General features: G+C 50.0%; 22 protein-coding genes. 15 read left to right on the top strand and 7 right to left on the bottom strand.

The annotated features are described in order from the left end of the window. Window positions 1–28 precede the first annotated feature (28 nt). The 3 genes from G8768_RS04100 to G8768_RS04110 are packed head-to-tail and all read right to left on the bottom strand — an operon-like array spanning window position 29 to window position 4,244. On the bottom strand, window positions 29–1,498 hold the full coding sequence (locus tag G8768_RS04100) for a PepSY-associated TM helix domain-containing protein (RefSeq protein WP_166850898.1): 1,470 nt from the start codon (window positions 1,496–1,498) through the stop codon (window positions 29–31). 49 nt (window positions 1,499–1,547) lie between these two features. Beyond that, window positions 1,548–2,087 carry a hypothetical protein gene (locus G8768_RS04105; protein WP_166850895.1) on the bottom strand — a complete coding sequence of 180 codons (540 nt, stop codon included), beginning with the start codon at window positions 2,085–2,087 and terminating at the stop codon, window positions 1,548–1,550. A 42-nt stretch (window positions 2,088–2,129) separates the two neighbouring features. Then, window positions 2,130–4,244 carry a TonB-dependent siderophore receptor gene (locus G8768_RS04110; RefSeq protein WP_166850892.1) on the bottom strand — a complete coding sequence of 705 codons (2,115 nt, stop codon included), beginning with the start codon at window positions 4,242–4,244 and terminating at the stop codon, window positions 2,130–2,132. A 306-nt stretch (window positions 4,245–4,550) separates the two neighbouring features. Here G8768_RS04110 and G8768_RS04115 point away from each other — a divergent pair, with 306 nt between their 5' ends. Together G8768_RS04115 and G8768_RS04120 are read left to right on the top strand one after the other, a co-directional pair. Further along, on the top strand, window positions 4,551–5,438 hold the full coding sequence (locus G8768_RS04115; RefSeq protein WP_166850890.1) for a formylglycine-generating enzyme family protein: 888 nt from the start codon (window positions 4,551–4,553) through the stop codon (window positions 5,436–5,438). Window position 5,439: 1 nt separating this feature from the next. Then, window positions 5,440–6,240: a formylglycine-generating enzyme family protein gene (locus G8768_RS04120; protein WP_166850888.1), complete on the top strand. Its 801-nt coding sequence runs from the start codon at window positions 5,440–5,442 to the stop codon at window positions 6,238–6,240. Here G8768_RS04120 and G8768_RS04125 read toward each other — a convergent pair. After that, on the bottom strand, window positions 6,233–6,874 hold the full coding sequence (locus G8768_RS04125; RefSeq protein WP_166850886.1) for a TetR/AcrR family transcriptional regulator: 642 nt from the start codon (window positions 6,872–6,874) through the stop codon (window positions 6,233–6,235). The genes G8768_RS04120 and G8768_RS04125 overlap by 8 nt on opposite strands. 152 nt (window positions 6,875–7,026) lie before the next feature. Here G8768_RS04125 and G8768_RS04130 point away from each other — a divergent pair, with 152 nt between their 5' ends. Both G8768_RS04130 and G8768_RS04135 read left to right on the top strand, forming a co-directional pair. After that, complete coding sequence (locus G8768_RS04130; RefSeq protein WP_166850884.1) at window positions 7,027–7,518, top strand: styrene oxide isomerase; 492 nt, start codon at window positions 7,027–7,029, stop codon at window positions 7,516–7,518. Beyond that, window positions 7,515–8,291, top strand: coding sequence for a metal-dependent hydrolase (locus G8768_RS04135; RefSeq protein WP_166850882.1), 777 nt, complete (start codon window positions 7,515–7,517; stop codon window positions 8,289–8,291). The genes G8768_RS04130 and G8768_RS04135 overlap by 4 nt, the downstream gene beginning before the upstream one ends. A gap of 27 nt (window positions 8,292–8,318) precedes the next feature. On the opposite strand, the gene G8768_RS04140 is transcribed toward G8768_RS04135, so the two are convergent. Further along, a complete protein-coding gene (locus G8768_RS04140; RefSeq protein ID WP_166850880.1) occupies window positions 8,319–9,908 on the bottom strand; it encodes a cation:proton antiporter family protein in 1,590 nt (529 codons plus the stop codon). A gap of 217 nt (window positions 9,909–10,125) precedes the next feature. Between G8768_RS04140 and G8768_RS04145 the strand changes: the two genes are divergently transcribed. Then, window positions 10,126–10,692, top strand: a complete 567-nt coding sequence (locus G8768_RS04145; protein WP_166850878.1) for a DUF3592 domain-containing protein — start codon at window positions 10,126–10,128, stop codon at window positions 10,690–10,692. Window positions 10,693–10,825: 133 nt separating this feature from the next. Beyond that, on the top strand, window positions 10,826–11,572 hold the full coding sequence (locus G8768_RS21325; protein ID WP_184679349.1) for a glutathione peroxidase: 747 nt from the start codon (window positions 10,826–10,828) through the stop codon (window positions 11,570–11,572). 198 nt (window positions 11,573–11,770) lie between these two features. Here the strand turns inward: G8768_RS21325 and G8768_RS04155 are convergent, their stop codons facing one another. Both G8768_RS04155 and cysQ read right to left on the bottom strand, forming a co-directional pair. After that, window positions 11,771–13,657 (bottom strand): DUF885 domain-containing protein, encoded by a 1,887-nt coding sequence (locus G8768_RS04155; RefSeq protein ID WP_166850875.1) that lies wholly within the window; start codon window positions 13,655–13,657, stop codon window positions 11,771–11,773. Between the two features lie 89 nt (window positions 13,658–13,746). Further along, entirely contained in the window at window positions 13,747–14,607 is an 861-nt protein-coding gene (gene cysQ, locus G8768_RS04160) for a 3'(2'),5'-bisphosphate nucleotidase CysQ (protein WP_166850873.1), read from the bottom strand. 120 nt (window positions 14,608–14,727) lie between these two features. Between cysQ and yrfG the strand changes: the two genes are divergently transcribed. The 9 genes from yrfG (at window position 14,728) to G8768_RS04205 (ending at window position 25,266) form a co-directional block, all read left to right on the top strand. Continuing rightward, window positions 14,728–15,381 (top strand): GMP/IMP nucleotidase, encoded by a 654-nt coding sequence (yrfG, locus tag G8768_RS04165; RefSeq protein WP_166853402.1) that lies wholly within the window; start codon window positions 14,728–14,730, stop codon window positions 15,379–15,381. A gap of 50 nt (window positions 15,382–15,431) precedes the next feature. Beyond that, window positions 15,432–15,821 carry an RNA-binding S4 domain-containing protein gene (locus G8768_RS04170; protein ID WP_166850871.1) on the top strand — a complete coding sequence of 130 codons (390 nt, stop codon included), beginning with the start codon at window positions 15,432–15,434 and terminating at the stop codon, window positions 15,819–15,821. Window positions 15,822–15,859: 38 nt separating this feature from the next. Further along, window positions 15,860–17,368 carry a S1C family serine protease gene (locus G8768_RS04175; RefSeq protein WP_166850869.1) on the top strand — a complete coding sequence of 503 codons (1,509 nt, stop codon included), beginning with the start codon at window positions 15,860–15,862 and terminating at the stop codon, window positions 17,366–17,368. A 5-nt stretch (window positions 17,369–17,373) separates the two neighbouring features. After that, entirely contained in the window at window positions 17,374–17,829 is a 456-nt protein-coding gene (locus tag G8768_RS04180; protein WP_166850867.1) for a DUF4124 domain-containing protein, read from the top strand. Between the two features lie 117 nt (window positions 17,830–17,946). Beyond that, window positions 17,947–18,846 carry an Hsp33 family molecular chaperone HslO gene (hslO, locus tag G8768_RS04185; protein WP_166850865.1) on the top strand — a complete coding sequence of 300 codons (900 nt, stop codon included), beginning with the start codon at window positions 17,947–17,949 and terminating at the stop codon, window positions 18,844–18,846. A 313-nt stretch (window positions 18,847–19,159) separates the two neighbouring features. After that, on the top strand, window positions 19,160–20,719 hold the full coding sequence (locus tag G8768_RS04190) for a phosphoenolpyruvate carboxykinase (protein ID WP_166850863.1): 1,560 nt from the start codon (window positions 19,160–19,162) through the stop codon (window positions 20,717–20,719). A 311-nt stretch (window positions 20,720–21,030) separates the two neighbouring features. Then, window positions 21,031–22,860 carry a sulfatase-like hydrolase/transferase gene (locus tag G8768_RS04195; protein WP_166850861.1) on the top strand — a complete coding sequence of 610 codons (1,830 nt, stop codon included), beginning with the start codon at window positions 21,031–21,033 and terminating at the stop codon, window positions 22,858–22,860. A gap of 42 nt (window positions 22,861–22,902) precedes the next feature. Next, a complete protein-coding gene (locus tag G8768_RS04200; RefSeq protein WP_166850859.1) occupies window positions 22,903–23,211 on the top strand; it encodes a putative signal transducing protein in 309 nt (102 codons plus the stop codon). 285 nt (window positions 23,212–23,496) lie between these two features. Continuing rightward, the gene (locus G8768_RS04205; RefSeq protein WP_166850857.1) at window positions 23,497–25,266 is read left to right on the top strand and encodes a DUF1800 family protein; all 1,770 of its coding nucleotides are present in this window, start codon (window positions 23,497–23,499) and stop codon (window positions 25,264–25,266) included.

A 25,266-nucleotide genomic window follows, 5' to 3' on the forward strand; every position in this document is an offset into this window, starting at 1 on the left:
AGCGGCAAAGCAGAATGATCGCCGTGATTTATTGCGCCGCAAATGTTGAATTTTCGGCGTCTCTTCCTGGGGTGCGTTTCCAATAGCAAGCGAAACTTAGCGATGTGGCTATGAGCAAAACGGCTATCATTGACCAGTAATCGGCGCGAGTTGAGTGCTCGATGTTCACCATCGCAAAACCCAGTGCTGAAATAGCGCAGAACACAACCGTCAGCAATTGTAATGCGGTGCTGAACGCAAACTCCGGTTTGAGCTTTTTCCAGATCGGTGCCGCAAAAGTCGCTACAGTCAGACTGCTCCAAAAGCTCCAGTAAGGGTTTACGCCCAGAGTTTCTGACAGGAAAAAGCTGAGTGCAAACGCCAGAGGAACGCTCCAGACATAACTTGCCCAAAGAAGATTAATCACATCTTCGTGTCGGCGTTTGCTCAGCCATATATTGACACCACTAACGGCGATATAGCTTAGTGCTGCTCCCAGAATTAAATACAGCAGCTTAATGCTAAAACCGGCGTAGTCACCAAAGTGCAGTCGATAGGTCGATAGCAATATCTGGGAGCCGATGGGGAGTTCATCGGGCTGAGTTCGGCTGATAAAGTTCCCTGCGGCATCGAAACGAAAGTTCTCCGAATAGATCAGGCGTTGGTCTTTCATTAAATAAAATTCAACAAATTGATTTTCACTGCCCGCTTCGTGAATCGTCATGAAAATAGGTTCGGCGCCGGGTTCAATGTTTCTCAGGTTTTCGATACTTGCCTTAACGTCAACAACAGCAGCTTGCTTTACAAGTTCCGGCTCGCTACCAAAAACCTGTTCGATCATATGAGTTTGATCGCCATCGTGAAACAAACCGGCAGCGATGGTCAGCAGCAAACCTACCAAACCGAAATAGCAACTGGTTAAGGCGATCATCAGATGGAACGGCAGACCCCAGACACTTAAACGATTGTGCAAGTCGATTGACTGAGTCAGCTTTGAACGCCCCAAACGAAGGCGAAATGCTTCTTTGAAAATAGTTTTGTGAGCGAGGATGCCGGAAATAATCAGTACCAATAAAAGAGTCGCGATTATCCCGGTAATCAGCGTACCAATGGTTAATGGCAGATGCAGATGTTTGTGCAGGGCGATGGTCATTTTTATCCACGGGGCATGCTCTTCAGCACCAATACTGCCGTCGTGGTTGACAAAAAATGCGCGATGGTCGTTTTCAACCACAATTCTGGGAATGGCTTCCCGGGGAAATACAACGTGAATGTGTTCGGATTCTTCCGGGTGGGCCTTTATAAATCGGCGATAGGCCTGGTTGATAAACTCGGGACTGTAATCGCTGAATTCATCAATGCCGGGTTGCTCCCAGCGCTCCAGTTCTTGTCCAACAACGGTGAGAACACCAGAGAAACACAATAAATACAGAAAAGCTGCAGCCAACAGGCCCATCCAGGAGTGTGCATCCAGAGAGCGTTGGCTGAGATTGCTGTCAGTTTTTCTATTATCAGGCATAGTTTAAGCCCTCTTCAGGGGCATTTAATGGATAACGGTAATTGTCGTATTACAGCGGAAGTCTGACCCATGCATAGCTTGCCAAGGCGGTCAAAATTATGGCCAAACGCCATAGCTTATCGCTGACAAAACTGTAGATGATCAAGCTCGCCCAAAGGCTGGGAAACAGAAAGGTAGCAACTGTCATCTGTTCCGGCTCGCCCAGGGGAAGGTCGTAGCTGATGGCAATACTGGCGTAGGCGGTGATGCCTCCGATAATCAACACGTAAAATAGAAATCGTAAAATAAAAAGGACGATTTTTTTTACGTTGATTGCCAATGCTTTTTCAGCTTTGCCTTTCACGTTTCCCGGTTTCGCTTCGGGTGCCTGGTTCAATATCACTGCCCAGGCAATCAGACTGGCTGCGATGAAGAAATAACTCAGGCCAAATTCCCAACCCGCCAGGGACTTCCAACAAAACAGAGACGCTGCGAGGGCCAAAAGAGCGGCACTTCGAAACCACAGTTTGTTTTGCTTCGGCGCTTGCCAGGAAAAAAACAGGCAGCCAATCATGGCTGCCTGAGTGGTAAGTGCAAGGGTAAACCACATGCTAGTTACCTTATGTTGTTGTAGTTTTCGCTTCTTCTATGATTAAAAGCTGTAGTTAATGCTGGCCGTAATCGTACGACGTACCCCGGGGAAACAATCGCCGCGTGTCAGGCATGAGGTCAGATACTCTTTGTCGCTGATGTTGCGAATGTTCAGAGCGGTATCCCAGTTGTCGTTAATACGATAGCCCAGCATGGCATCGGCCAGGGTGTAGGAATCCGTTACATAACGAAGGGTAGCGGTTTCGGCAACACTTTTGCCAACATGGCGTACACCAAAGCCGGCGCGGAAACCGCCCAGAGATTCCGGTTCCCAACTTGCCCACAGAGAGGCGTTGCTTTCTGGTGTTGCAGCCAGTTCAAAACCGTTTGGATCCTTCGCATCCAGTTTCGATGCCGCCACCTGCAAGTAGAACTCACCCAGGCGAACATTACCTTCAAACTCGAAACCGTCCAGTTTGCTCACGCCCAACTGTTGGCCATTCGTCGCAGGCAAAGCGTTCGGGTTAGGTAGATTAGAGATTTCGATATCGAAGTAATTCAATGTGAAGATGCCAGGAAAACCGTCTGGCTGATACTTAATACCGATTTCTGTTTGTTCACCTTCTTCGGGTTTCTGCTGCGTTCCCTGGGCGGTTAGGCCAACAACGGTTTCGAAGGATTCGGCATAGCTGATGTAAGGAGAAATGCCGTTATCAAAGGCATACAAAATACCAGCGCTTAAAGAAACGGCATCGTCTTTTTGCACGCTGCTGCCGTTGTCGTTTTCAACTTCGTCATAACGTAAACCCGCTGTCAGGTGCCAGTTGCCAATGGTCATCAAATCCGAGATATAAACACCCACGTCTTCAACGCCCTGTTCCGGGTTGTTGGTGTAAATTGCGTCGAATACGGCCTGATCAGGTGCGCCAGGGTAAACCGGGTTGGCCAGATCCAATACATAACGCAAATCGCCTTGCAGTACGCCGCCGCCGAAGAAATAGGAAAAGTTATTGTCGGTGGTGACATCCTGGTACTGAACACCCGAGAGCACTTCGTGCTCAATGGCACCGGTGACAAAATTGGCGGTCAATCGAATGTCCGCAGCGTATTGCTCGGAAGTGTTGTCAGCCTGGTAGAAGGTACGTGGCACGGTAGTCGGAGTTGCCGATGGTACGCCACTCAGATAACGGCTATTCCCGTCACCAGTGAACGCCGCCCAGGCCTGATGATAATCTGCTTCACCATCGCGCCACAGAGCGGTGGCTTGTACTTTAAATGTGTCGTTAATGCGATGAGTGGCCAGGAAGGTGACTTGCTTACTTTCGGTATTGAAACGATTAAATCCGGGCTCGCCAACATAGACGTCCTGATCCAGGTAGCTGCCATCGGCCAGTGGAAACAATGTACCAACAACAGGAATAAACTGTGAGGCGCTATCGCTGTCGGTGTCATTGTACAAACCGATCAGAGTCATGCTGGTGTCATCGCTCGGCTGATAGGTGATCGATGGCATAAACACTTTGGTTTCATCGGAAACGTGATCAACCTGGGTATCGCTGTCACGGTATTTACCCACAAGGCGATACAACCATGTTCCGTCTTCGCTCAGCGGGCCGGTAACATCAACGGCAATTTGACGGCGATCAAAGTTACCAATCTCGGCCACGACTTCGCCAGCTTGTTCATCTTTAGGGGTTTTGGAAACGTAGTTCACCAAACCACCCGGGGACCCTTGTCCATACAAAACAGAAGCCGGGCCTTTTAACACCTCTACTTGCTCAATGGTGTATACGTCGGCTCGAGAAGCGTTGTAGCTGCCAAACAGTTCCTGAATCGAGTCGCGATAACGAGGGATCTCAAGACCACGAGAGCGAATCCAATCGCCACGGGTTGCGAAACCGTAAGTTTCGGCGGTTACCCCGGCCAGGTAACTTACGGTTTGTGACAGGTTCAAAGCACCTTTTTCGATGAATTGATCGGCCGTTTCGATAGAGACAGAGCGTGCCAATTCCAGAATGGGGGTACTGTGCTTAAGTGCACTGAAGTCACGCAGCTCGCCAACCACTTCAACGGTTTCAATTTCGTCGTTTGTGGCTTCTTCAGCCAGGCTGGTCTGGGCGATTGCGCTGGCGAGCACACTTAGGCACAGCGCACCTCTGCGGTACTGAGATTTCATGGGAACTCCTCTAAAAACACAAATGATAGTAATAATGGTTCCCATTATCTCAGTCGGTTGTACCAATTACAATTGACGAGACCCGACAATAGTGCGGTAAAACAGGTCTGTAGGGTGGTGACAAATTCGTCCCGGGTGGTGTCCTAATAGCCAGTAGGCATATGCTTAGATCTTTTTCGACATAAAGAACGGCTCGGCGGTGGGTATGACCCTGCTTATATCAGGGGTTGTTTTGAGCGAAGCTGGGGTTTGAATTTTTTTTCAAAAACACCCAATTACACTCAGCGTCCAACTTAAGGAGGTTGTATGTCGAGTGTCAGATTTCAGTGGCCCTTAATGCTATCAGCGTTATGGGTAGCCAATATCCAGGCTGCCGATGGTGAGAATAGTGCAGTTAAAAGCCTGTCCGAAGCGCAGTTTGCAAAGCTCTATCAGTCGGTGAAGATCAAGCCTGAGCATCGGGAAATGATCCTGATTCCCTCTGCGGAATTTTCCATGGGATGTGATCCCTATCGCGATGAAGTGTGCAGTTATGTGCCCGAAGAGCAGCAACATAAGGTCTATGTGAGTGCTTTCAAGATCGATAAATACGAAGTAACCACCAATAAATATGCGGAGTGTGTCAACGCACGCGAATGCGACCTCCCGACCGTGGGCGGCATTATGCATTATGGCGATCCCGAAGCCGGTAACTTCCCCATCAATGGTGTGTCTTGGTATCAGGCAAAAAAATATTGCGAGTGGGAAGGCAAGCGTCTGCCAACATCGGCAGAGTGGGAATTGGCAGCACGAGGAACCGATGGTCGAACCTTTCCCTGGGGTGAAGAGAAACCCGATTGTACGCGAGCGGTCATGGACCGCGAGGAAGCCGGCTTCCTTGGTTGCGGAACTGGCAACAGTCTCGATGTAGGTTCCAAGCCCAAAGGTGCCTCACCCTACGGCGTTATGGATATGGCCGGAAACCTATGGGAGTGGACCAGTGATTGGTACGACGAAACCTATTATTTCGACAGTGCCTACAGCAATCCCAAAGGGCCTGAGTACGGCGAACTGAAAATCACCCGTGGCGGTGATTTCTTAAGTCGCCAGAGTTACGAGCTTCGAACCACGGGCCGTTTTCCTTATTATCCTTCCAACCCGAGCCCGGCGATTGGGTTTCGCTGTGTATTTGATGATGTCGCTGAGGTGAAATGATATGGCTATTAATATGTGGATTGCCCTGGGCACTGTGTCTTTTGCCCAGGCACTGTATGGCGAAGTTCAACATCGAGAAATGATAAATATTCCTGCCGGTGAATTCACGATGGGCTGTAAAAAGTCTGATGGTGTTTACTGTTCTCCCGGCAGTGATACTCACAAAGTTTATCTTGATGAGTACAAGATCGATAAATATTTGGTGACCTTTGAACGTTACCAAGCGTGTATTGACAGTGGTTACTGTACCGAGCCGTATTATGGTGCAGCGTGTAACTATCAAATGAAATGGTCAGGCAATCATCCAGCGAATTGCATCACATACAAGCAAGCCGAAATGATTTGTGCCTATGAAGGCAAGCGTTTGCCGACAGAAGCCGAATGGGCCAAAGCGGCTCGGGGGCCGAAGGCCAATCTGTTTCCCTGGGGCAATACGCCTGAACCGAGTTGCGATCGAGTGGTGATGAATCAGCGAGTAGACGGTAACAAAATTGGTCCTGGCTGCGGTGCCGGTACAACACAAGCCGTGGGCAGCAAGCCCAAAGGGGCATCTCATTATGGTGTGATGGATATGGCGGGCAATGTCTTTGAGTGGACATCGGATTGGTACTCGGAAAGCTACTTTAAAAAGAGTCCTTATAAAAACCCCAAAGGCCCGGCAAGTGGTAGCACAAAAGTTCTACGCGGCAGTGCCTGGACGGCAAAATACCGCGATGGTCTGGCACTGACTGTGCGCTGGCCCTATGCGCCCGCGGGGCAGGGCTATATTGTCGGTGCGCGCTGTGCGCAGTCGGCTAACTGATTGGGGGAATACTTTTCTTCAACAGGGTGAGGATCAGTTCCAGGGATTCTCCCCGGTTTGAGGCCTTAGGGCCGTGTTGAAGAAATTGGTTATTGAGATGACTCAAGAGCGCCATCAAATGGATCGCGTCGGTGTGGGCGTTCGGAGAACTGAATAAGACGAAAAACGATTTCATCAGTTCAATGTCGGCCCGGTCCTGAGCGGCGATCTTTTTGGCAATGGCCGGGTAGTTGACCAGCTCGTTTCTAAACAAGCGGTCCAGTTCCATCAGGTAAACATATTGATCGTTGTTGGGTGTTGCCACTTCGAGCAGCACCTGACTGTATTTTTTCAGCACATCGTCTCGTTCACCCTGGGAGTTGAGGTCAGCCTTTGAAAAATTGTTGATCAGGGATTTTGCATAGTCCCGATAGTCCGCCATTTCCCGGTTGTAATGTGCCATATAAAAATGAAAGGCAGACTCGATAAGGTTTTCAATGGTTTTGAAATGATAGGAAATGGAGCTGGGATACACGCCAGCCCGTTCGGAAACCGATTGAAATTTAATGCCTTTGATACCATCTTCGAGCAGAACATAAAGCGTTGCTTCTAGGATAGTGTCTTTACTGAATTGGCTGCGGTTTTTATCAGACATTGAGAGGCTCTGAAAACTTTGAGGTATTGCATGTCGGTGCTATGTATCAGCGCTGTGTATCGCACTGCATAAAAACAAGCAATTAGCTTATCGAATAGTGAGGCTGGCGTCGAACCTTTCCCATCGACGATGCCTTGAAAAAGGAGAGAACCATGACGGCGCTTTCGCATGATCAGTATAGAGCAATTGTCCACGGACTTTACAGTGTAGTGCTGGGCTTGCTGGGAGGTGTTTTTCTTATCTATAGTGCGTTGGATGAAGTCGCAATCTGGCCCTTCGGTGCCTGGTCGTGGTTGCTTCCTGGCGATGTTTCTTTGTGGCGAGCCATGCACACCGGGCCGTTGCTCAATGGTGTGTTAGCCATTGTTTTGGTGTATGTGTCCCACAGCCTGGGTGCCAGTTTTAAACAAGCCCGTCATATCGCTTACGCAGTGATTTTGATGGTCTGGGGCAACGCTTTGTTTTATGTCTTTCGAATCTGGGGCGAAACCCGAGGCCTGGCCGTGGAAAGTCAGCAGTTTGGTTATGGCAATTTGGCAGACTTTATCGCGATGTGCTCAGCATCGATTGCGATGGTCACAACCTTTTACGCCGTGATCCTGCTGATCGTTTTGGGACTGAACAAGCTAAGGAGTTTATCGTGAGTTCAATCAGTGTGCGTCAACCAGATTTTAGCTTTCAGGAGGACTTGGCCCTGATGCCGGATCCGGACGATGCCTTGTATTCGGCATTCAGTTGTTCAGTGACCATTCTTGCGCCCCATATCGAACGTTTTCTGATTCGAGTGATGCGTCAGTGCAGTAAAGAGCTGGACAGCGCAAGCCTCAGGGATTCCCTGGTTGCCTTTTGTGGACAGGAGGCCAGTCACCTGAAAAACCATGACAAGCTCAATGATATTCTTCGTCAGAAACTCAGCAAAACGGGAAGGCAGCGCTTGTTGAATGCCGAGGCTCAACTGCGTAGTGATTACGATCGTTTTTTCAAAGAAAAAGATACTCTGTTCAACTTGGCCTACGCCGAGGGTTTTGAGTCGGCAACCTGCGCGATGTCACTGTGGGCTTTTGAACATCAGACCTTGCAACACAGCCAGAAACCCTGGCGAGAGATTATTGAATGGCATCTGGCAGAAGAAATCGAGCATCGCTGTGTGGCCTACAATGTCTACAAGGCCATGGGGGGCTCTTATACCCATCGACTAATCTGGGGTAGCTATGCTCAATGGCATTTGTATCGTTATCTGCATCGTTTCGGCTCAATATTTCTAAGTGAGTTTCCCGAGCGTAAGCAACATCGACATGTATTAAAACAGCATGGTCTATCGCTGGCTAAAAAACTGATGGCAACTTTGACTCCCTCTTATACGCCTGGAAAGGTTGATATGCCGGAGGGCTTGGATAAAATTTTATTGCGTTACTAGTTGCACAGAAAAGAGGCGGACAAGTGTTTAATTCAGTTGCCCGTCTTCAATCATTTCCAGCGTTTCCACCACATGTTCGGCAAAACCATGGCCGCCTTCGTAGTAGAGGTTGTAGGTGACGCAGCCCATGCGTTTGAGTTGACCGATTTCATCGGGGAAGCGGGCGATGACTGCGATTTGTCCTTTGTAACCCAGGCGTTGAATCAACTCGACCACCTCTACGTTTTCGCCGTGGTTGGCGAGGCTGATCAGAATAATGCGAATGCTGTCCAGGTTCACCTGCTGCCAAAAGTCCTGGTCACTGGCGTCGGCACGAACCACGCGATAGCCTTCGCGCAATAATCGTTTGGATTTTTTATCCCCTTCTTCAACGCCAACCACTCGGCCCGGATAGGCGTGACGCAGATAGCGATAGGCACCGACACCCACACGCCCCATACCCAAAACCAACACATCGGTTTGCTCTAGATCTGGCCCTTCTTCCTGGGGCAAACGCTTTTCCAGTTCAAAGCGCGTGAACAGGTGGCGGTAACGATTGTAGATACCGTGGGCTTTGTCGTTGATGGGAGCGGCGATAAAAAATGACAGCGCGACGGCAATGGCCAGTGTGACAACCCAGTCCTGAGGCAAAACACCATTACTGGCGGCGAGGGCGGCGACAATTAAACCGAACTCGCTGTAATTGGATAGCGACAGTGACGCCAGCAGGGAGGTTCGGGCTCGCAGGTGGGTGATGGTCATCAGCCAATAAAACAGCAATGGTTTAAAGCCGCCCGCGAAGGCCAACCCGAGGGCGAGGATCAGCATGGAAATATCGGGCAGCCCATTCAAACCGATGCTGAGGAAAAACCCCACCAGGAAAATATCTTTAAAGCTCAACAGTGCTTTGGAAAGCTCATTGGATTTAATACCGCCAGCTAACAGGACACCAAACACCAGGGCACCGAGATCGCCTTTCACATTGCAGAGCTCGAACAGTTTCGCGCCCCCAAAGGCAATACCAATTCCGAACAGAACCAGCAGTTCACCGTGGCCGCTGCTGGCCAGTAAACGGTGTAAAAAAGGGCGCGCCGGAATCAGCAGGAACAAAAGCAGTGCGGTCCAGTCTGGAGACTTGCCCGTGCTCATGGCCAGGAAAAAGACCGCTGCCAAATCCTGAATAATTAATATGCCAATGGCCACATTCGCGTGGATGGACGAAGTCTCACCGTGTTGCTCAAAGACTTTTACCGCAAATACCGTACTGGAAAAAGACAGTGCAAAAGCGATGGTCCAGATGGCGGTGCTGTCGAGACTACTCAGGCTCGCAATCCAGGGGGCGAGCATCATAAACAGAATGCCGAAACTGACCGTAGAGATCAGCATATGGCTGGAAGCCACCGCCCATATCTGGGGGGCAATTAAATCCCGCACATTGAGTTTCAGGCCGATGGTAAAAAGCAGGAGAGTTACGCCGGCATTGGCGATGGTATCAATGATTGTGCTTGAGTTGCTGTCCAGGCCAAACCCGTGAATCAGAAAGCCGGCCAGCAAATAGCCCAGCATGGGGGGAAAGCCTATTCGCTTAAAGCTCAGGCCAGCGAAGAGCGCAATAATGATGATAATAGGATCCAGCATTGGGTGCTCGCTTAATGGCTATGGTTAATCTGGCCTGTCTGTATTTTAGCGTATTTTGTCGATAAGTCGCTGTTTTATAGATTTATTAGGAATAACTTTGTCCCACTATTGGCTGGTTTGTCGTCTAAACTTCTGCCTCAAGGTACTTAGTGCGCAATAAATCACCACAAAGGCGCTACTGGCCAGGCATCTGTGACAGGAAGTAAGGGAATTTGATATGGGACTCTTGATGGCGGCTATTGCCGTGTTTATGGCGGCGCTTGCGATACTGTTGTGGCAACGTGAGCGGGCTGTTGAACGCTGTTGGCAACACACGGAAGGCGAGATTGTTGAAGTCAATCTACAAACCGTTCGGGTGTCTGGGGTGGAAAGGCGCAGCAGCGCTTATCGGGCTCCGGACATTGAATATCAATTAGATGGCAAGCGCTATCGTTTTACCCATCATGGCGAGGACAGCCGCAACCCCTGGACGGTAGGTAATTCGGTTCCTCTGCGCTATGACCCGAACAATCACCTCCGCGTACAGCTCAGTCTCAACAGTATCATCAATGCGGCCAATCTCTGTGGTTTCTTCAGTATTGTGCTGGGCGTTGTAGCGTATTTGAGCTGGGAGCCGGTGAGCCTCACCCTGAAAACCGAATACCTGATCGCATTGGTGGCCCTGGTTGCGTTGGCGAGTCGCTTGAATCTCACGGTCTTTCTTGAACAGTTAAGAATGAGCCCCGAAGAGCGTTTGGCCCAAGAGCCTGAAAATGCCCGGGAGCTGTTGGATGAAACTTCGTAAAATAGCCAGTGCCTATCACACGCATCAAATTAGTTAATTATACCAATTGCCGATTCGCGACCTATACTAGCCCTGTGTTTTGAGAGGCATCCACTGATGCCAACCCCAAATTTGAGCGATTAAAGGTTTTGCTATGAGTGAAGTGCAATTGAATAACCACGAAGGTCAACGTGTTCCATCGGTCACCTTTCCTGTGCGAGAGGGCGACGCCTGGGCACAGATCAACAGTGATGAGTTGTTTGCGGGCAAGACCGTAATCGTATTCAGCCTGCCGGGCGCATTCACCCCGACCTGTTCATCTACCCATTTGCCGCGTTACAACGAGTTGGCCCCGGTATTTAAGAAGCTGGGTGTTGATGACATTGTCTGTCTGTCGGTGAACGATACCTTTGTGATGAATGCTTGGAAGGAAGGTCAGGAAGCTGAAAACGTGACAGTGATTCCTGATGGTAATGGCGATTTCACTCGCGGCATGGGTATGCTGGTTGAGAAAAAAGATCTGGGTTTTGGTGATCGCTCATGGCGCTACAGCATGCTGGTGAAAGACGGTGTGGTTGAGAAACAATTTATTGAGCCACAAGAGCCGGGCGACCCGTTCAAGGTTTCTGATGCCGATACCATGTTGAAGTATTTGTCACCCGAGTATCAATTGCCGGAGTCGAGCACAATTTTCAGTAAGCCGGGTTGTCCGCACTGTATTGCTGCCAAAGCGTTATTGACCGAGCGTGGTTACAACTACGAAGAAATCGTTCTGGGTAAAGATGCGAGCACTGTGGCTGTGCGTGCAATTACTGGTCGTGACACGGTGCCACAGGTGTTCATCGGCGGCGAGCACATTGGTGGCAACGACGATCTGGTGAAGTACTTTTCGAACAACTAAAAAGCCGCTGTGCAATAGCCTGATAAAACAGGGCCAGGGGTATACTCTGGCCCTGTTTTTTATTTAGGAATTTTGTTGCGATACATCGCCCAAAAGACTTTTGTCTCCACTGCCTATATTTGGCGAATTGGAGCGAAGAGAGAGAATCAACCCTCCTTCGATAAACATCGAGAAGAGAGCTGATTCCCAAGATTGGATTTACTTCTTGGAAGCTACCCAGTCTTTCACTTTCATTTCCACCACCTGCATTGGCATTGCGCCACTCAACAGTGCAACATCGTGGAATTCTTTAATGTCGAACTTTTCCCCCAGTTCGGCTTTGGCCATTTCGCGCAGCTCCAGGAATTTCAACATGCCCAGTTTGTAACCGAGGGCCTGACCTGGCCACGCCATGTAGCGCTCGATCTCGGCAACGGTTTCGGTTTCGCCCATGCCGGTGTTGGCCATCATGTACTCAATGGCTTCTTCACGAGTCCATTTTTTGAAGTGCATACCCGTATCAACAACCAAACGCACGGCGCGGAAAATTTCAGCCTTCAAGCGGCCCAGATCACCAAAGGGATCGTCTTTGTATTCGCCCATTTCCCAAACCACGCGCTCGGAGTACAGCGCCCAGCCTTCAGAGTAAGCGTTGTACGCGGCAACACGGCGCAGCAATGGCAGGCTGTCTTGTGCCAGGTTCAAAGCGATCTGCCAGTGGTGGCCAGGGTTGGCTTCGTGATACGTCAAAGTGCGCAGGTCAAATTTCGGCACAGCTTTCATATCGCGCAGGTTAATCCAGTAAATACCCGGAACACTGCCGTCCAGAGTTGGAGCGGTGTAGCGACCGCCGGCTTCACCGTCTTCTACCGCTTCAGGAATGCGGCGCACTTCAACGTCATAAGGCGGCTTGGTGGCAAACTGCTCAGGCATACGCTTGTTGATGTGTTCGATCATGCCGTTCAGATCGTTCAGCAGTTCCTGGCGGCCTGCATCGGAATCTTCATACAGGAAGCGCGCTTCATCGGTGAGGCCAATCATGCGCTCGCCGACGCTGCCCTCGGTGTAGCCTTGGGCTTTCAGAATCTCATCCATTTCAGCGGTGATACGGGCCACTTCGGTCAGACCCACTTCGTGAACTTCCGCAGGCGTCATGTCGGTATCGCCTAAACGTTTAACCATTTCCAGATAGAACTTGTCACCGTTCGGTTGTGCCCAGATACCGGAAGCGTCGCGTGCTTTGCTCTCGTACTTGCGCAGGGTTTCGGCAACCTTGCGATAGCCCGGATAAACATGCTTTTCAACATTTGCAGCGGCTTGTGCGAGGACCTCGGTTTTTTCCTCGTCGCTCATGCCTTCAATTTTGTCGAGCTTGGTTTTCAGGCTGGTGACCAGGGTGTGTTCGGTCGCCGGAATGGCGCTGTAGCCATCAACAAAGTTCAGAGTGCTTTTCACCAGCGCTTTTGGCAGAACCCAATCGGTTTCGGAATCGCTGATCAGCTTCTTATTGATATTGTCGATGTAGGCTTCAAAGGCCACCAGGCGTTGCAAATACTGCTCGGCATCAGATTTGGATTTGATTTGCTGGGCGTTTTGCAAGGTGGCCGGGCCGTCAATCAGCGGGCCATTAATCTGGTTTACGATAAAAGGTGTGTGTCCCATCCAGGTGTCGATATATCCCTGCTCAAAGCCTTCAACACCAGCGAAATAATTCAGCAGATTGGCACCGACGCGCTGATTGTCGAGATTCAGGCCTTCATTGCTCACATCCAGAGCGCTGATCGCCTGGGCGGCATCGGCCATGCTTTTGCGAAGGGCACTTTCAGATTCGAGGGAGTAATCTTCCATACGGCTCAAGTACGCACCGCCGGCGGTTTTTTCATCCAAACCCACCTGGGTAGAAAACTGCGGGCGAGCCTGGAACAGGGCGGTGGTGGCGTCGTCCAGCTGGACGCCCAGGCCTTTTTCAGCCGGCGCTGCCGGAGCCGCTTGCTCAACGGCCGGGGTTTGTTGCTCAGCTACAGGGGCTTTGGCTTCTTCTTTATTGCCACAGGCGCTCAGGGCGATTGCGGCGCTCAGGGCAATGGCGATGGGAGTACGTTTCATGCTTCTACTCGCTTTAGGTTAGGTATTCTGTAATAGATCAACGGACGAGCCCTCGCAGGGCTCAATCAAAGAGCGCATGTGTATGGTAATTAGTCTTGTAAAAGACTCGCCCAATCGAGGCTCGAGTCGCCGACCACATAGAAATTGGGGTTCAGCAGAGAATCTTTCTGGTTGTAGCTCAGGGGCTTGAATTCGGGGTTAAGCACCTGTCCACCCGCGGCTTCCACCACGGCCTGAGCAGCAGCGGTATCCCACTCGCAGGTGGGTGCAAGACGCGGATAAAGCTGAGCCCGGCCTTCTGCGATCAAACACAGTTTGAGCGAGCTGCCCATGGATTGCAGTTCATAGTCTCCAAAATATGGCTTCAATCTTGTCAGCAGGGCATCGAGCGCTTCGGCGCCATGGCGGCGGCTGCCAACTACTGAGAGGCTCTGGCCGGAGCTTTGCCGGCTTGCCTGAATAGGCTCTTCAGTGAGGTTTCCTGAGGCGCCCCTGTGATATTTCAGGGCAAGGGGCTTTTCACCCAGTTGATGGCCGAGGTAGCTGATATCCAAAACCGGGGTATGCACCAGCCCCAATATTGCTCGGTGTTGGTGAATCAGGGCAATGTTGACGGTGAACTCATCGTTGCGACGGATAAATTCCTTGGTGCCATCCAAAGGGTCAATCAGCCAGTAGTAAGGCCAGGATTGGCGTTCTTCAAAACTGGGCATGTGCGCTTCTTCAGACAGCACTGGAATATCCGGGCTGAGTTCAGTCAGGCCCTGGCATATCACCTTGTGGGCAGCGAGGTCGGCCTGGGTAACCGGGGAGTCATCGCTTTTGTGCTGAACGTCAATATTCCCTTGTTGCTGGTAAATCTCCAATATGGCCTCGCCCGCTGCACGACCTATCTCCAACAGGCGCTCGCAGAGGTCAGCTCGGCTTAAGCTGGGTGGGTGTAGGCTCATGGGGTTCCCTGTTTTGTGTTAGTCTTAATGACGCAGGCGGTTGCCGGTATTTTCCGTAAGCGCCTGATGCCGCAGTGATAATGAGTAAAACAAATTATGATGTCTAATTCACCCCAAGTCCTGGTGGACTGGGAGCAGATCGATACTGTCTTGTTGGATATGGATGGTACCTTGCTGGATCTGCATTTTGATAATTATTTCTGGTTGCATCACTTGCCACGACGCTATGTGGATACCCACGGCGTGAGCATGGAGGCTGCCACCGAAAAACTCCATGGCATGTTTGAAACCTATGCAGGCAAGCTGGAATGGTATTGCCTGGAGCATTGGTCTGACGCTCTGGAGCTGGATATTCGAGCGCTCAAAGAAGAAGTTCAGGAGCGTATTGCCACTCGCCCTTATGCCATTGAATTCCTCCAGCGTTTGCGGGCCTTGAATAAGAAGTTGGTTCTGATCACCAATGCTCACCCGCAGAGCCTGTCTCTGAAACTGGATATTACGGCGATTGATCAGTGGCTGGATGTCGTGATTTCTTCCCACGAGTATCGTCAACCGAAAGAGCAACAGGCTTTTTGGCACTGTTTGCAAGAGCAGGAACAATTTGACCCCGCACGGACTCTATTTATTGATGACACCGTGCGCATTTTGGATTCGGCCGCCGAGTACGGTATTAAACACTTATTGTGTATTCATCAGCCTGATAGCCAGCAGACGCGTCGTATTGACGATTATCCGGCGATTGATCACTTTGATGAAATCATGCCGCCGCTGTGAATGCATAGGCTTCAGGAAAACGCGCGATCAGGCGCAAGGTTCGACAAACTTTGGACAAAGTAAGAATTGATAAATGGCTGTGGGCCGCGCGGTTTTTCAAAACCCGCAGCCTGGCCAAAACCGCGATTGACGGTGGCAAGGTGCACGCCGACGGCCAGCGTGTAAAAGCCAGTAAGGAAATCATGGTTGGGCAGGTACTGACAATTCGTCAGGGCTGGGACGAAAAAGATGTTGAGGTTTTGGGCTTGTCGGACAAGCGCGGTCCGGCACCGGTTGCTCAACAGTTGTATCAGGAGACACCGGAAAGTATTGCCAAGCGTGAAGCCGAGGCAGAAAAACGCAAAGTGATGCGCGGAATTGATTTGATGCCAGAGCAACGCCCAACCAAAAAACAACGTCGACAAATTCATCGTTTCCGCGAGCAGGATTATTCCGGTTAGCGAAATCACTATAGCAATAGGTAAATTGGATGGTACTTATGTTTTCTCGCCGCATCGCTGTTGTGCTGGTATCCCTTGTTTCTGTGGTGCTGGCGGCTTCAGCTCAGGCTTCCCTCAGCAAGGACTATAACAAAGTCAAAAATGCGGTTATTAAAATTTACAGCACACTGACGCCGCCGGATTATTTTACGCCTTGGCGTTTGCTGAATTCACAGCAAAGCAGTGGCTCCGGAGCTGTGATTGCAGGCAATCGAATTTTGACCAATGCCCACGTCATTGCCGACGCCAGTTATTTGCAGGTGCAGAAAAACGGTCAGCCAAAAAAATATCTGGCCTATGTGGATTTTGTTTCCCATGAAGCTGATCTGGCTATTTTGAAAGTGGAAGATGAAAGTTTCTTTGATGGCATTTCACCGCTCAAAGTCGGCAAATTACCCGAGCCTCTGGAAACGGTTTCTGTATTTGGTTATCCCTTTGGGGGTAATACCCTGAGTATTACCCAAGGCGTTTTGTCACGTGTCGAGCATCAGTTTTATGCTCACGCCGGTGGTTACCTGTTGGCTGGACAAATCGATGCGGCAATTAATCCGGGGAATTCCGGTGGCCCGGTGATTGCGGGCAATAAAATTGTGGGTGTGGTGATGCAGGCCAATACCGGTGCCCGTGCCGAAAACCTGGGTTACTTTGTGCCACCTTCGGTGATTCGCCATATTTTGAAAGATGCGGATGATTCCGAGCATAACGGTTTTGTGAATTTGGGATTGCGTACCCAGAGTTTGGAAAGTCCAGCACTGCGCGCTGCTCACCAGTTGAAGGACGACGAGAGCGGTGCTCTGGTGGTAAAGGTGTTTGAAGGCAGTGCGTCCGAAGGCAAGCTGTTTCCCGGTGATGTGATTCTGGCGATTGATGATTACGATGTGGCGGAAGATCGTTCCATTGAATTTCGTAAAAACCAACGCACCAATTTTAAGTACGCTTTGGATCAGCATCATGTCGGTGACAACATCACGTTGAGCATCAGCCGTCAGGGTAAAAAGCAAACCGTGAACATCACGGCTGCACCTTCTCGTCGCAACTACAGCCTGGTACTGGCCGAACGTTTTGGTCAGCAGCCTTCCTATTTTATTTATGGGGGTGTGGTATTTGTGCCGCTGAACATGAACCTGATCAAGCGTTGGGGCAGTAGCTGGCACAGCAAGGCTCCTATCGATTTCCTGAGTGCTCGTGGTCAATGGCGTTCACCGGAAAAAACCGAACTGGTAGTGGCGTTGAAGGTGTTGCCGGCAGATGTGAATCTGGGTTTCCACGATTGGAAAAACTGGATTATCGAAACCGTAAACGGCGAACCGATTCGCGATTTTACGAGTTTTGTTGAACAGGTAAGGTCGAATCAAAGTGATTTTCTGACCTTATCGGACAGCGATGGTTATCAGGTAATTCTGAACAAAGCGGAATCTGAAAGCAGTTTGCCGGATATTCTGGCCCGTTACCGTGTCCCCATGCCGTTCTCCAGCGATTTAGAGCCGGTGGCGATGGCTGAGAAATAATTCCAATGAAGACCCTCTGGAAAGCAAGTGGTTTTGTAACAGCTGTACTTGGCTTGCTGCTTTGCTTTCCGCTTGTGGCTGCTGTTGCAGAAACCAAGCTCTATAAATGGGTGGATGCCAATGGCAATGTGCATTACAGCGATAAGAAGCCCAAAGGCCAGGCCGCTGAAGATATCTCTGATAAGCTGCCTGCCGCCAATATCGATTCCAGCCACGAAAAACTTCCCTCTTTGGATAATGTTCGACAGCTGCGTCAGCAGGATGCCGAGCGTAAACAGAAACAACAAGCCGCTCAGGCCAAGCGACGTCAGAAGGCTTGCAGCAATGCCCGGCGTAATTTGAGCCGTTACAGCAGTCGCTCCTATTTCCGCTATCGCCCCGAAAATGAAAAGATCAGTGAGACCCAGCGCCAGGAAATGGTGAAGAAGGCCAAGGCTCAGGTTCAGGCACATTGCTCATAGGGGAGAGCCTCGCTCTGCTGCTCTCCTTGCCTGTACCTCCCTTACCCTTGATGCTCGAAAATTCGTCCCCATAATAAGGGGCCTAGAGACATTACCCGTGAGATCAGGTCCCAGCTAATGGCCAACACCGACAGCATTCAACACTTTATTTTTGACAGCACCGATATTCGTGGTGAGATCATCACCCTCGAAGAGGCCTACCAGCAGGTGCGCAATAACAATATGGCTGCTGAAGACGCCATGCCCGAGCGAGTTTTACAGCTGTTGGGTGAATTTATGGCTGCGGTAGCCTTGTTATCTGGCACCTTGAAGTTTGAGGGGCTGCTGACCTTGCAGGCCCGTGGCGATGGCGCTATGCCGATGATTATGGCCGAAGCCAGCTACCAGAAGGGTTTGCGAGCGGCGGTTCAGGTCAACGATGCGGCGGCGATTGAGGCATTGGAGTCCGCGAGCCTGGCCGATTTGTTGGGCAATCAGGGCCTGTTGGCTATTTTGATTCAACCCGATAAGGGTGAGCGTTACCAGGGTATTGTGCCTTTGGTGAAGACCGATCTGGCCGAGTGTCTCGAAGATTATTTTGCTCAGTCCGAGCAGTTAGGCACACGTTTTTGGTTGGCGGCTGATGAGAAGCGTGCGACAGGCCTGATGGTGCAGGAACTGCCCCAGCAGTTGGCCGATGCCAAAACCAATGCCGAACATTGGCAGACCATTACCGCCCTGGCGGAAACTATTAAAGATGAAGAGCTGCTGAGTCTGGATCAGCACACCATTCTTTATCGTCTGTTTAATGAGGAAGAGGTACGCCTGTTCGATCCGGTGCCGGTCAGCTTTCAATGCAGTTGCTCGGAAGAACGCTGTGCGAACACCATTCTGTCCATTGGCCAGAGCGAAGCCCAGGCAATCCTGAGTGAGCAAGATTTAATCACTATGGATTGTCACTTTTGTGGTCAGAAATACCAATTTGGTCCCCAGCAAGTAGAGAAAATTTTCGCTGAAGCGGACAAGGCTCGCCACTGATTCCAGCGCTCAAATCCGGCTCTCAAAGCCGTCTTTTTAACAATGCCCATAAAGCCGTTCTGGGCATTGCTACCGGGCGTTTCGGCGCCTTTCAGGGTCTTCAAAAACTAGTAAAAATACTACCTAAAAAAGTACCAGGATAAGATCGAATCTCATTAGGTTTTCTGGCATAATGGCGCCCCCAAATTTACCAGCCCCTGGACATTAAGATCCGGGGAAGACCGATTTTAATTAAAAACGTCTATGCCTCTGGTGTTTCGGCAGTGTTTGCTGAAGTGCGGCGGTGCAGGCCCATAGCTGACAGGACACACCCATGACACAAATTGACGATTCTCCAACCGTCTACACAGATCTCAGTTCAGTAGAGCTGATTGAGCAGGCCCTGGCCCGTGGCGAAGGTAAGCTGGCTGCCAATGGCGCCTTTACTGCCGTTACTGGTGAGCGTACTGGCCGCTCTCCTGCAGACCGTTTTACCGTGGAAGAGCCATCCACTGCGGATAGCATCGACTGGGGTGCGGTTAACCGCCCATTCGACTCCGACAAGTTTGATGCTCTGTGGGAGCGCGTTGAAGACTACATTGCCGGTGTTGATTCTTTCGTTTCCCACCTGCATGTGGCGGAAGATCCCGATCACTACCTGGCCGTGAAAGTAAGTACTGAAACTGCCTGGCACAACCTGTTCGGTCGCAATATGTTTATTCGTACCGACAACTATAACCCCAAGGGCAAGGAAGAGTGGCGCATTCTTCACGCGGCCAACTTCGAATGTGTGCCCGAGCGTGACGGCACCAACTCCGAAGTGGCGGTTATCGTGAACTTCGCCCAGCGCAAAGTACTGTTGGCGGGTGCCAAGTACGCGGGTGAAATGAAGAAATCCATGTTCGCGGTTCAGAACTTCCTGTTGCCGGAAAAAGACGTCATGCCAATGCACTGCTCGGCTAACGTTGGTAAAGAGGGCGACACTTGCCTGTTCTTCGGCCTGTCCGGTACCGGTAAAACCACTTTGTCTGCTGATCCAGAGCGTTACCTGATTGGTGATGACGAGCACGGTTGGGCCAAAGGCGGCGTCTTCAATATGGAAGGTGGTTGCTACGCCAAGACCATCGACCTGAGCCAGAAAAACGAGCCTGTTATCTGGGACGCAATTCGCTTCGGTGCCATCGTTGAAAACGTTGCTCACAATGACAAGCGCATCCCGGATTACAGCGACACCAGCCTGACTGAAAACGGTCGTTGTTCATACCCACTTGAGCACGTTGAAATGCGTGTTGAAGAGAACCGTGCCGGTGAGCCGAAAAATGTTATCTTCCTGACTTGTGATGTGTCGGGCGTTATTCCTCCGGTTTCCATTCTGAGCAAAGAAGCTGCGGCTTATCACTTCCTGTCGGGTTACACCGCGCGTGTAGGTTCTACTGAGTTGGGTGCAGAAGCGGGTATCCACCCAGCCTTCTCTACCTGTTTCGGTGCACCGTTTATGCCGCGTCCTGCTCGCGAGTACGCTGAGTTGCTGATGAAGCGTATCGAAGACTTTGATTCAAAGGTTTATCTGGTTAATACCGGCTGGACCGGTGGTGCCGGTGGTTCAAACGGTACGGGTTCCCGCTTCCCGATTCCTGTTACTCGCGCGGTTGTTGCGGCTATTCAGAACGGTTCTCTGGAAGGGGTAGCCACTGAGCATATGGACATCATGAACATGGAAATTCCTGTTGAAGTTCCTGGTGTTGATAAGTCTTACTTGAATCCACGCGAAGCCTGGGCTGATAAAGATGCCTATGACGCATCTGCCAGTAAACTGGCAGGTTTGTTCGCTGAGAACATTCAGAAGTTCGAAGTCAGCGCTGAAATCGAAGCGGCGGGTCCAAAAGCCGGTTAATCGATGACGCGATGTGAAAAGGCCCTGCGGGGCCTTTTTTTATGCCTGTAGTGTTTCCCTGGATAAAGGAAATACCTACTTAAGCTGAGTTTCGATTGGTACTTTTTGCCTAGGAGGGCGAATTTTTTTCAACATTTTTCATAGCAATTTTTCACATGAAAAAATGTTGTCCTGGCAATAGTAAGTTTTGGGGAGGAAACATTTCTCAAAAAAAGCCCCGGGGGAACTGGGGTCATTTACAAGTCAGGGAAGTGTTGATAAATTCCGCCTCGGATTGAATGTCACACAAATGAAACACAGGGAGCCGGTGTATGTTCGACAGCGTTTTGGGAATTCTGAGCATTTTCCTTTTTGCTCTTTTTGCCGTCCTTGCTTACTTTTCCTATTTCAAGCCCGTGTTACGAGCATTTGTGATTGCGGCTGGTCTGCTGTGGATAGCCTTAACCATTACCCATGTATCGTCTGATTATTTCACCGGCAATGGTATTGATGAAGCGGCGATTTATCATCTGTGGTATGGCTTTGAAGGCGCGGGTTTTCTGGAATACTTCAAACTGATTCTGTCCGGCGGAATCGCGTTATTACTGCTATTGCTAACGCTGCTTTGGGTTACTGGGAGAATATCCAAAACCCAGCTTGATGGTCGAAAAGTGGCTGCTCCCTGTGTACTGTTGCTCGGCTCGGTTATTTTGAACCCTGCGGTTCACGATATCAAAGAACTCATGTCTGCCCAGTGGATGCAATCCGAGCAGAGCGATTTTTACAGCTACTACCAATCCCCGGAAATTACTTCACTGAAAAGCAAAAAGAAAAATATTGTTTTTATCTATGCAGAAAGCCTGGAGCGTACCTATCTGGACGAGTCTCTATTTCCGGGTTTGCTGAATGGTATTAAATCGCTTGAATCAAAATCCACCTATTTTACCGACATTAAGCAACTGCGGGGCACCGGTTGGACTATTGGTGGCATTACCGCCAGTCAATGTGGTATTCCCCTGATAACACCTTCCCATGTGAACTCTATGTCCGGCCTGGAAGGGTTTTTAAGTGGAACCACCTGCTTTGGTGATGTCATGAGTTCGATGGGTTATCAGTTGAGTTTTGTGGGCGGTGCCAATTTAAATTTTGGCGGTAAAGGAAAATTCTTTAAAACCCATGGTTTCAATAATGTTGAAGGCCGAATTGAACTGAAAGATAAACTCAAGGTGGGTGGCTATCTGTCTTGGTGGGGCTTGTACGATGATGTGGTTTTGAACTATGCCTATGAGCAATTCGAAGAGCTTTCCAGGCAAGATCAGCCGTTTGGTTTATTCACTCTGACTCTGGACACCCATCACCCGAAAGGTCACCCGTCGAGACGTTGCAAAGGTTTGAACTATCAGGATGGTGAAAATGCCATTTTGAATTCGGTGAAATGTTCAGATTTTCTTATTTCGGAGTTTATCGGAAAAATCGAAAACAGTGAGTACGCAAAAGACACGATTGTGGTATTGGCTTCCGACCATCTGGCAATGAGAAACACCGCCTTCGATCAGCTGAAAAAAGGCAATCGACGGGATTTGTTTATGATTCTGGATCTCGAAAATCCGCAGTCCAAACAAGTGGATGTTATGGGGTCGACTTTGGATATCGGTGCGACGGTTTTGCCGTTTATGGGTTATGAGGGCGCCATCGGCCTTGGCAGGGATCTTCTCAAAAGTGATCCCCAGCTGACTCAGGATGTCCACAAAAAGTTGAAGTCCTGGGATATCGATATATTAAAGTTTTGGGAATTTCCACGCGTAAAAGGCGACACTCATATCAACTGGGAGGAGAAGCGCATCCTCCTGGGTGGCCAGCAAATCAAATTGCCGGCCCTGTTGGAAATAAAACCAAATTTAACCACAGTGGCGCGTTTTCAGTTTAATCGCTCCCTGTATCACAAAACGTTTTCCGACGATATTGACGATATCCCACCAGAGTCGTATTTCGTTTTATTTGAAAGCTGCGAAAATATTGCCAAGATCGAGCCCACCGCACCGGAAGGAGAATATTGCGTTTTGAGTGGTCCAAGCAAGAGTGAGGCGAAAGTCGCCGCCATGAATTTGACAACCACCTACAGCGCGCGAGATTTCCGGGAGCTGGTGGGCATGGAGTTGTAATTCGCACCCGAGTGACGGGGCCAGGCAAAACAGGATTGTACGATGAAGCTATTACACACTCAGGAAAATACCTTCAGCTTAAGCAATATTCAAAACCTTATTGAGGCCGAAGGCATTTCTACCCTGATTAAAAACCAGCACTTGGGCGCGGGCAGTGGTGAAATGCCACATTTTGAAACCTGGCCAGAATTGTGGGTGCATAATGATGCGGATTATCCGCGCGCCAAGGTTATTCTGGACAAGATTCTTGAGCAACAGTCTGCCCCGGCTGAGGCCTGGAATTGCGGGGCCTGTGGCGAAGAGAATGATGCCAGCTTCGAGATTTGCTGGCAGTGCGGTAGCGACAGCTGATCGCTCTGGCGCATTTGACGATCTTCTGTGCATAATGACAATCGCCTCAATTTAGAGCGCATTTTTCTATTCTGTAGTCTATCTACATAGCCCTCACCTATCCTATTTGGTCTTTATTCTCTAGACAGCAGGCGCATTCCCGCCGAATAAAACATCGTTCTCCAGAACAAGAACCCCCACCTTTTTTGTGTGTTGCTTTCGTAAAAGCAGACACGTTTTGATGTGGTATGCCCGCTACAGTCTTCAGGCAGCTTATTTTTACCATTAGCCGATGGGGTATGTTTTATGGGCACAGTCAACCAAGCCAGCCGCTTTTTAATGCAGGCTAGCCTAGGTGCCAACCGTTCGACGATTGAGCAATTGGCCGAAATGGGGCCGGAAGCCTGGTTGCAGTGGCAGTTGAATGCCAAAGCGCCAAAGGCGGGAAAGTTCCAACGCAGTACGAATCAGATTTGGCAGTATTTCCGTCGTGAGTTGCTGAATGCTCATGGCAAAAGTGCGATCGATGGTGATGGCAATAACCCGGCCTTGCCTTACAAATGGTATTTCCATATGGCCTGGTGGCAGGACGCACTGGGTGAACAGGAGCATCTGTTGCGTCAACGTGTCGCCCAGGCGTTGAGTGAGTTACTGGTGATTTCAGATAACTCCTCACTGGAATTGGATGCGGTGGGCATGGCGAGTTTCTATGATCTGCTGTATGACAATGCTTTTGGCAGTTATGCAGATCTTTTGTATCACGTCTCCATGCACCCTTGCATGGGCGTTTATCTGTCCCATATGAATAACCAGAAAGCGGTGCCGGCCAAGAACATTCACCCGGACGAAAACTATGCTCGGGAGATTATGCAGCTGTTTTCCATCGGCTTGTTTATGTTGAATCCAGATGGCAGTTTGCAATTGGATGAGCAGGGCAACAGTATTCCGAGTTATCACAACCGGGATATTCGTGAGTTGGCTCGAGTGTTTACCGGTTTGACGGCTGACAGTTATCGCTATGAATGGAACAACAGCTTTTGGTCGAGCATCTATAACGACCAGCCGGTGAGTTTCAATGACGGTGTGGAAAGCAGCTACAAAACGGTGCCTTTCGTGAATATGCGCAAACCCATGGTGGGGCATGAATCTCATCATGATCGCGGTCGTAAGGAATTACTGGATGGTTTTATTCAGTTGCCTGGTGGGCAGTCTGTGAGTGAAGAGGTTCGTCAGGTTGTGGATCGTCTGGTTGCACACCCGAATACAGCCCCTTTTGTGGCCAAGCACTTGATTCAGCAAATGGTCACCTCGAATCCTTCTGGAGAGTACATTGCGGCTGTTGCTGAAAAGTTTGGGGCTCGGGGTGATTTAGCTGCGACCATTCAGGAAGTATTGACGTATCCTTTGCATCATCCGGTCAATGACACAGAGTACCCCGCACAGCGCGAAGAAGATGGCCGCAAACTGCAATCCCAAAAACTGAAGTCGCCGCTGTTGCGCCTAACGCAAATTTTACGTGCGTTTAATGCGAAAAATCGCAGTGGTTATATGTGGCTGATCGGAGATGACATTCAGGAAGTGGTCCAACAGCATCCGGTTTCAGCACCAACGGTGTTCAACTTCTATAAGCCCGATTTTGTGCCTCAAGGCATGTTGAAGGAGATCGGTGAAGTTGCTCCCGAATTTGAAATCCACACATCGGCGACCTCCATCGCGTATGTGAACTTGATGTATTACTGGTTCTTTGGGCAATATTTGCCCGGCGTAAGTACCGAGATTAATCAAACGGACAGTATTCAAAATGCTCCGGAACTCAATCCAGACTATTTGAATAATGTTCAGCAAAATAAATTGCGCCTGGATTTCAGTGAGGAAATTCAGATTGCCCAAAACCCCGCCAGGCATGACGAGCTGATTGACCGTATGAGTCAGTTGCTGCTGGGCAGGAGTCAGCCAGAAATTAAGCCGGCCATACGCAAGGCTTTCCAGAGTTATCGATTTAATCCGGAATGGGTGGTGCAAACCATCGCCTTTATGCTGACCATTTCCCCAGAATTTACCGTGTTGGAGGTATAA

The sequence above is a fragment of the Pseudoteredinibacter isoporae genome, assembly GCF_011602085.1.
In the GTDB taxonomy this organism is placed as follows: domain Bacteria; phylum Pseudomonadota; class Gammaproteobacteria; order Pseudomonadales; family Cellvibrionaceae; genus Pseudoteredinibacter; species Pseudoteredinibacter isoporae.

Bases quoted from the DNA above. Each gene is read 5' to 3' on its own strand.
- G8768_RS04205 (WP_166850857.1), top strand. From the start codon at position 23,497: ATGGGCACAGTCAACCAAGCCAGCCGCTTTTTAATGCAGGCTAGCCTA.
- G8768_RS04105 (WP_166850895.1), bottom strand. From the start codon at position 2,087: ATGTGGTTTACCCTTGCACTTACCACTCAGGCAGCCATGATTGGCTGC.
- G8768_RS04195 (WP_166850861.1), top strand. From the start codon at position 21,031: ATGTTCGACAGCGTTTTGGGAATTCTGAGCATTTTCCTTTTTGCTCTT.
- G8768_RS04125 (WP_166850886.1), bottom strand. From the start codon at position 6,874: ATGTCTGATAAAAACCGCAGCCAATTCAGTAAAGACACTATCCTAGAA.
- G8768_RS04155 (WP_166850875.1), bottom strand. From the start codon at position 13,657: ATGAAACGTACTCCCATCGCCATTGCCCTGAGCGCCGCAATCGCCCTG.
- G8768_RS04140 (WP_166850880.1), bottom strand. From the start codon at position 9,908: ATGCTGGATCCTATTATCATCATTATTGCGCTCTTCGCTGGCCTGAGC.
- G8768_RS04190 (WP_166850863.1), top strand. From the start codon at position 19,160: ATGACACAAATTGACGATTCTCCAACCGTCTACACAGATCTCAGTTCA.
- G8768_RS04145 (WP_166850878.1), top strand. From the start codon at position 10,126: ATGGGACTCTTGATGGCGGCTATTGCCGTGTTTATGGCGGCGCTTGCG.
- G8768_RS21325 (WP_184679349.1), top strand. From the start codon at position 10,826: ATGAGTGAAGTGCAATTGAATAACCACGAAGGTCAACGTGTTCCATCG.
- hslO (WP_166850865.1), top strand. From the start codon at position 17,947: ATGGCCAACACCGACAGCATTCAACACTTTATTTTTGACAGCACCGAT.
- G8768_RS04130 (WP_166850884.1), top strand. From the start codon at position 7,027: ATGACGGCGCTTTCGCATGATCAGTATAGAGCAATTGTCCACGGACTT.
- G8768_RS04200 (WP_166850859.1), top strand. From the start codon at position 22,903: ATGAAGCTATTACACACTCAGGAAAATACCTTCAGCTTAAGCAATATT.
- cysQ (WP_166850873.1), bottom strand. From the start codon at position 14,607: ATGAGCCTACACCCACCCAGCTTAAGCCGAGCTGACCTCTGCGAGCGC.
- G8768_RS04115 (WP_166850890.1), top strand. From the start codon at position 4,551: ATGTCGAGTGTCAGATTTCAGTGGCCCTTAATGCTATCAGCGTTATGG.
- G8768_RS04110 (WP_166850892.1), bottom strand. From the start codon at position 4,244: ATGAAATCTCAGTACCGCAGAGGTGCGCTGTGCCTAAGTGTGCTCGCC.
- G8768_RS04120 (WP_166850888.1), top strand. From the start codon at position 5,440: ATGGCTATTAATATGTGGATTGCCCTGGGCACTGTGTCTTTTGCCCAG.
- G8768_RS04180 (WP_166850867.1), top strand. From the start codon at position 17,374: ATGAAGACCCTCTGGAAAGCAAGTGGTTTTGTAACAGCTGTACTTGGC.
- G8768_RS04100 (WP_166850898.1), bottom strand. From the start codon at position 1,498: ATGCCTGATAATAGAAAAACTGACAGCAATCTCAGCCAACGCTCTCTG.
- G8768_RS04175 (WP_166850869.1), top strand. From the start codon at position 15,860: ATGTTTTCTCGCCGCATCGCTGTTGTGCTGGTATCCCTTGTTTCTGTG.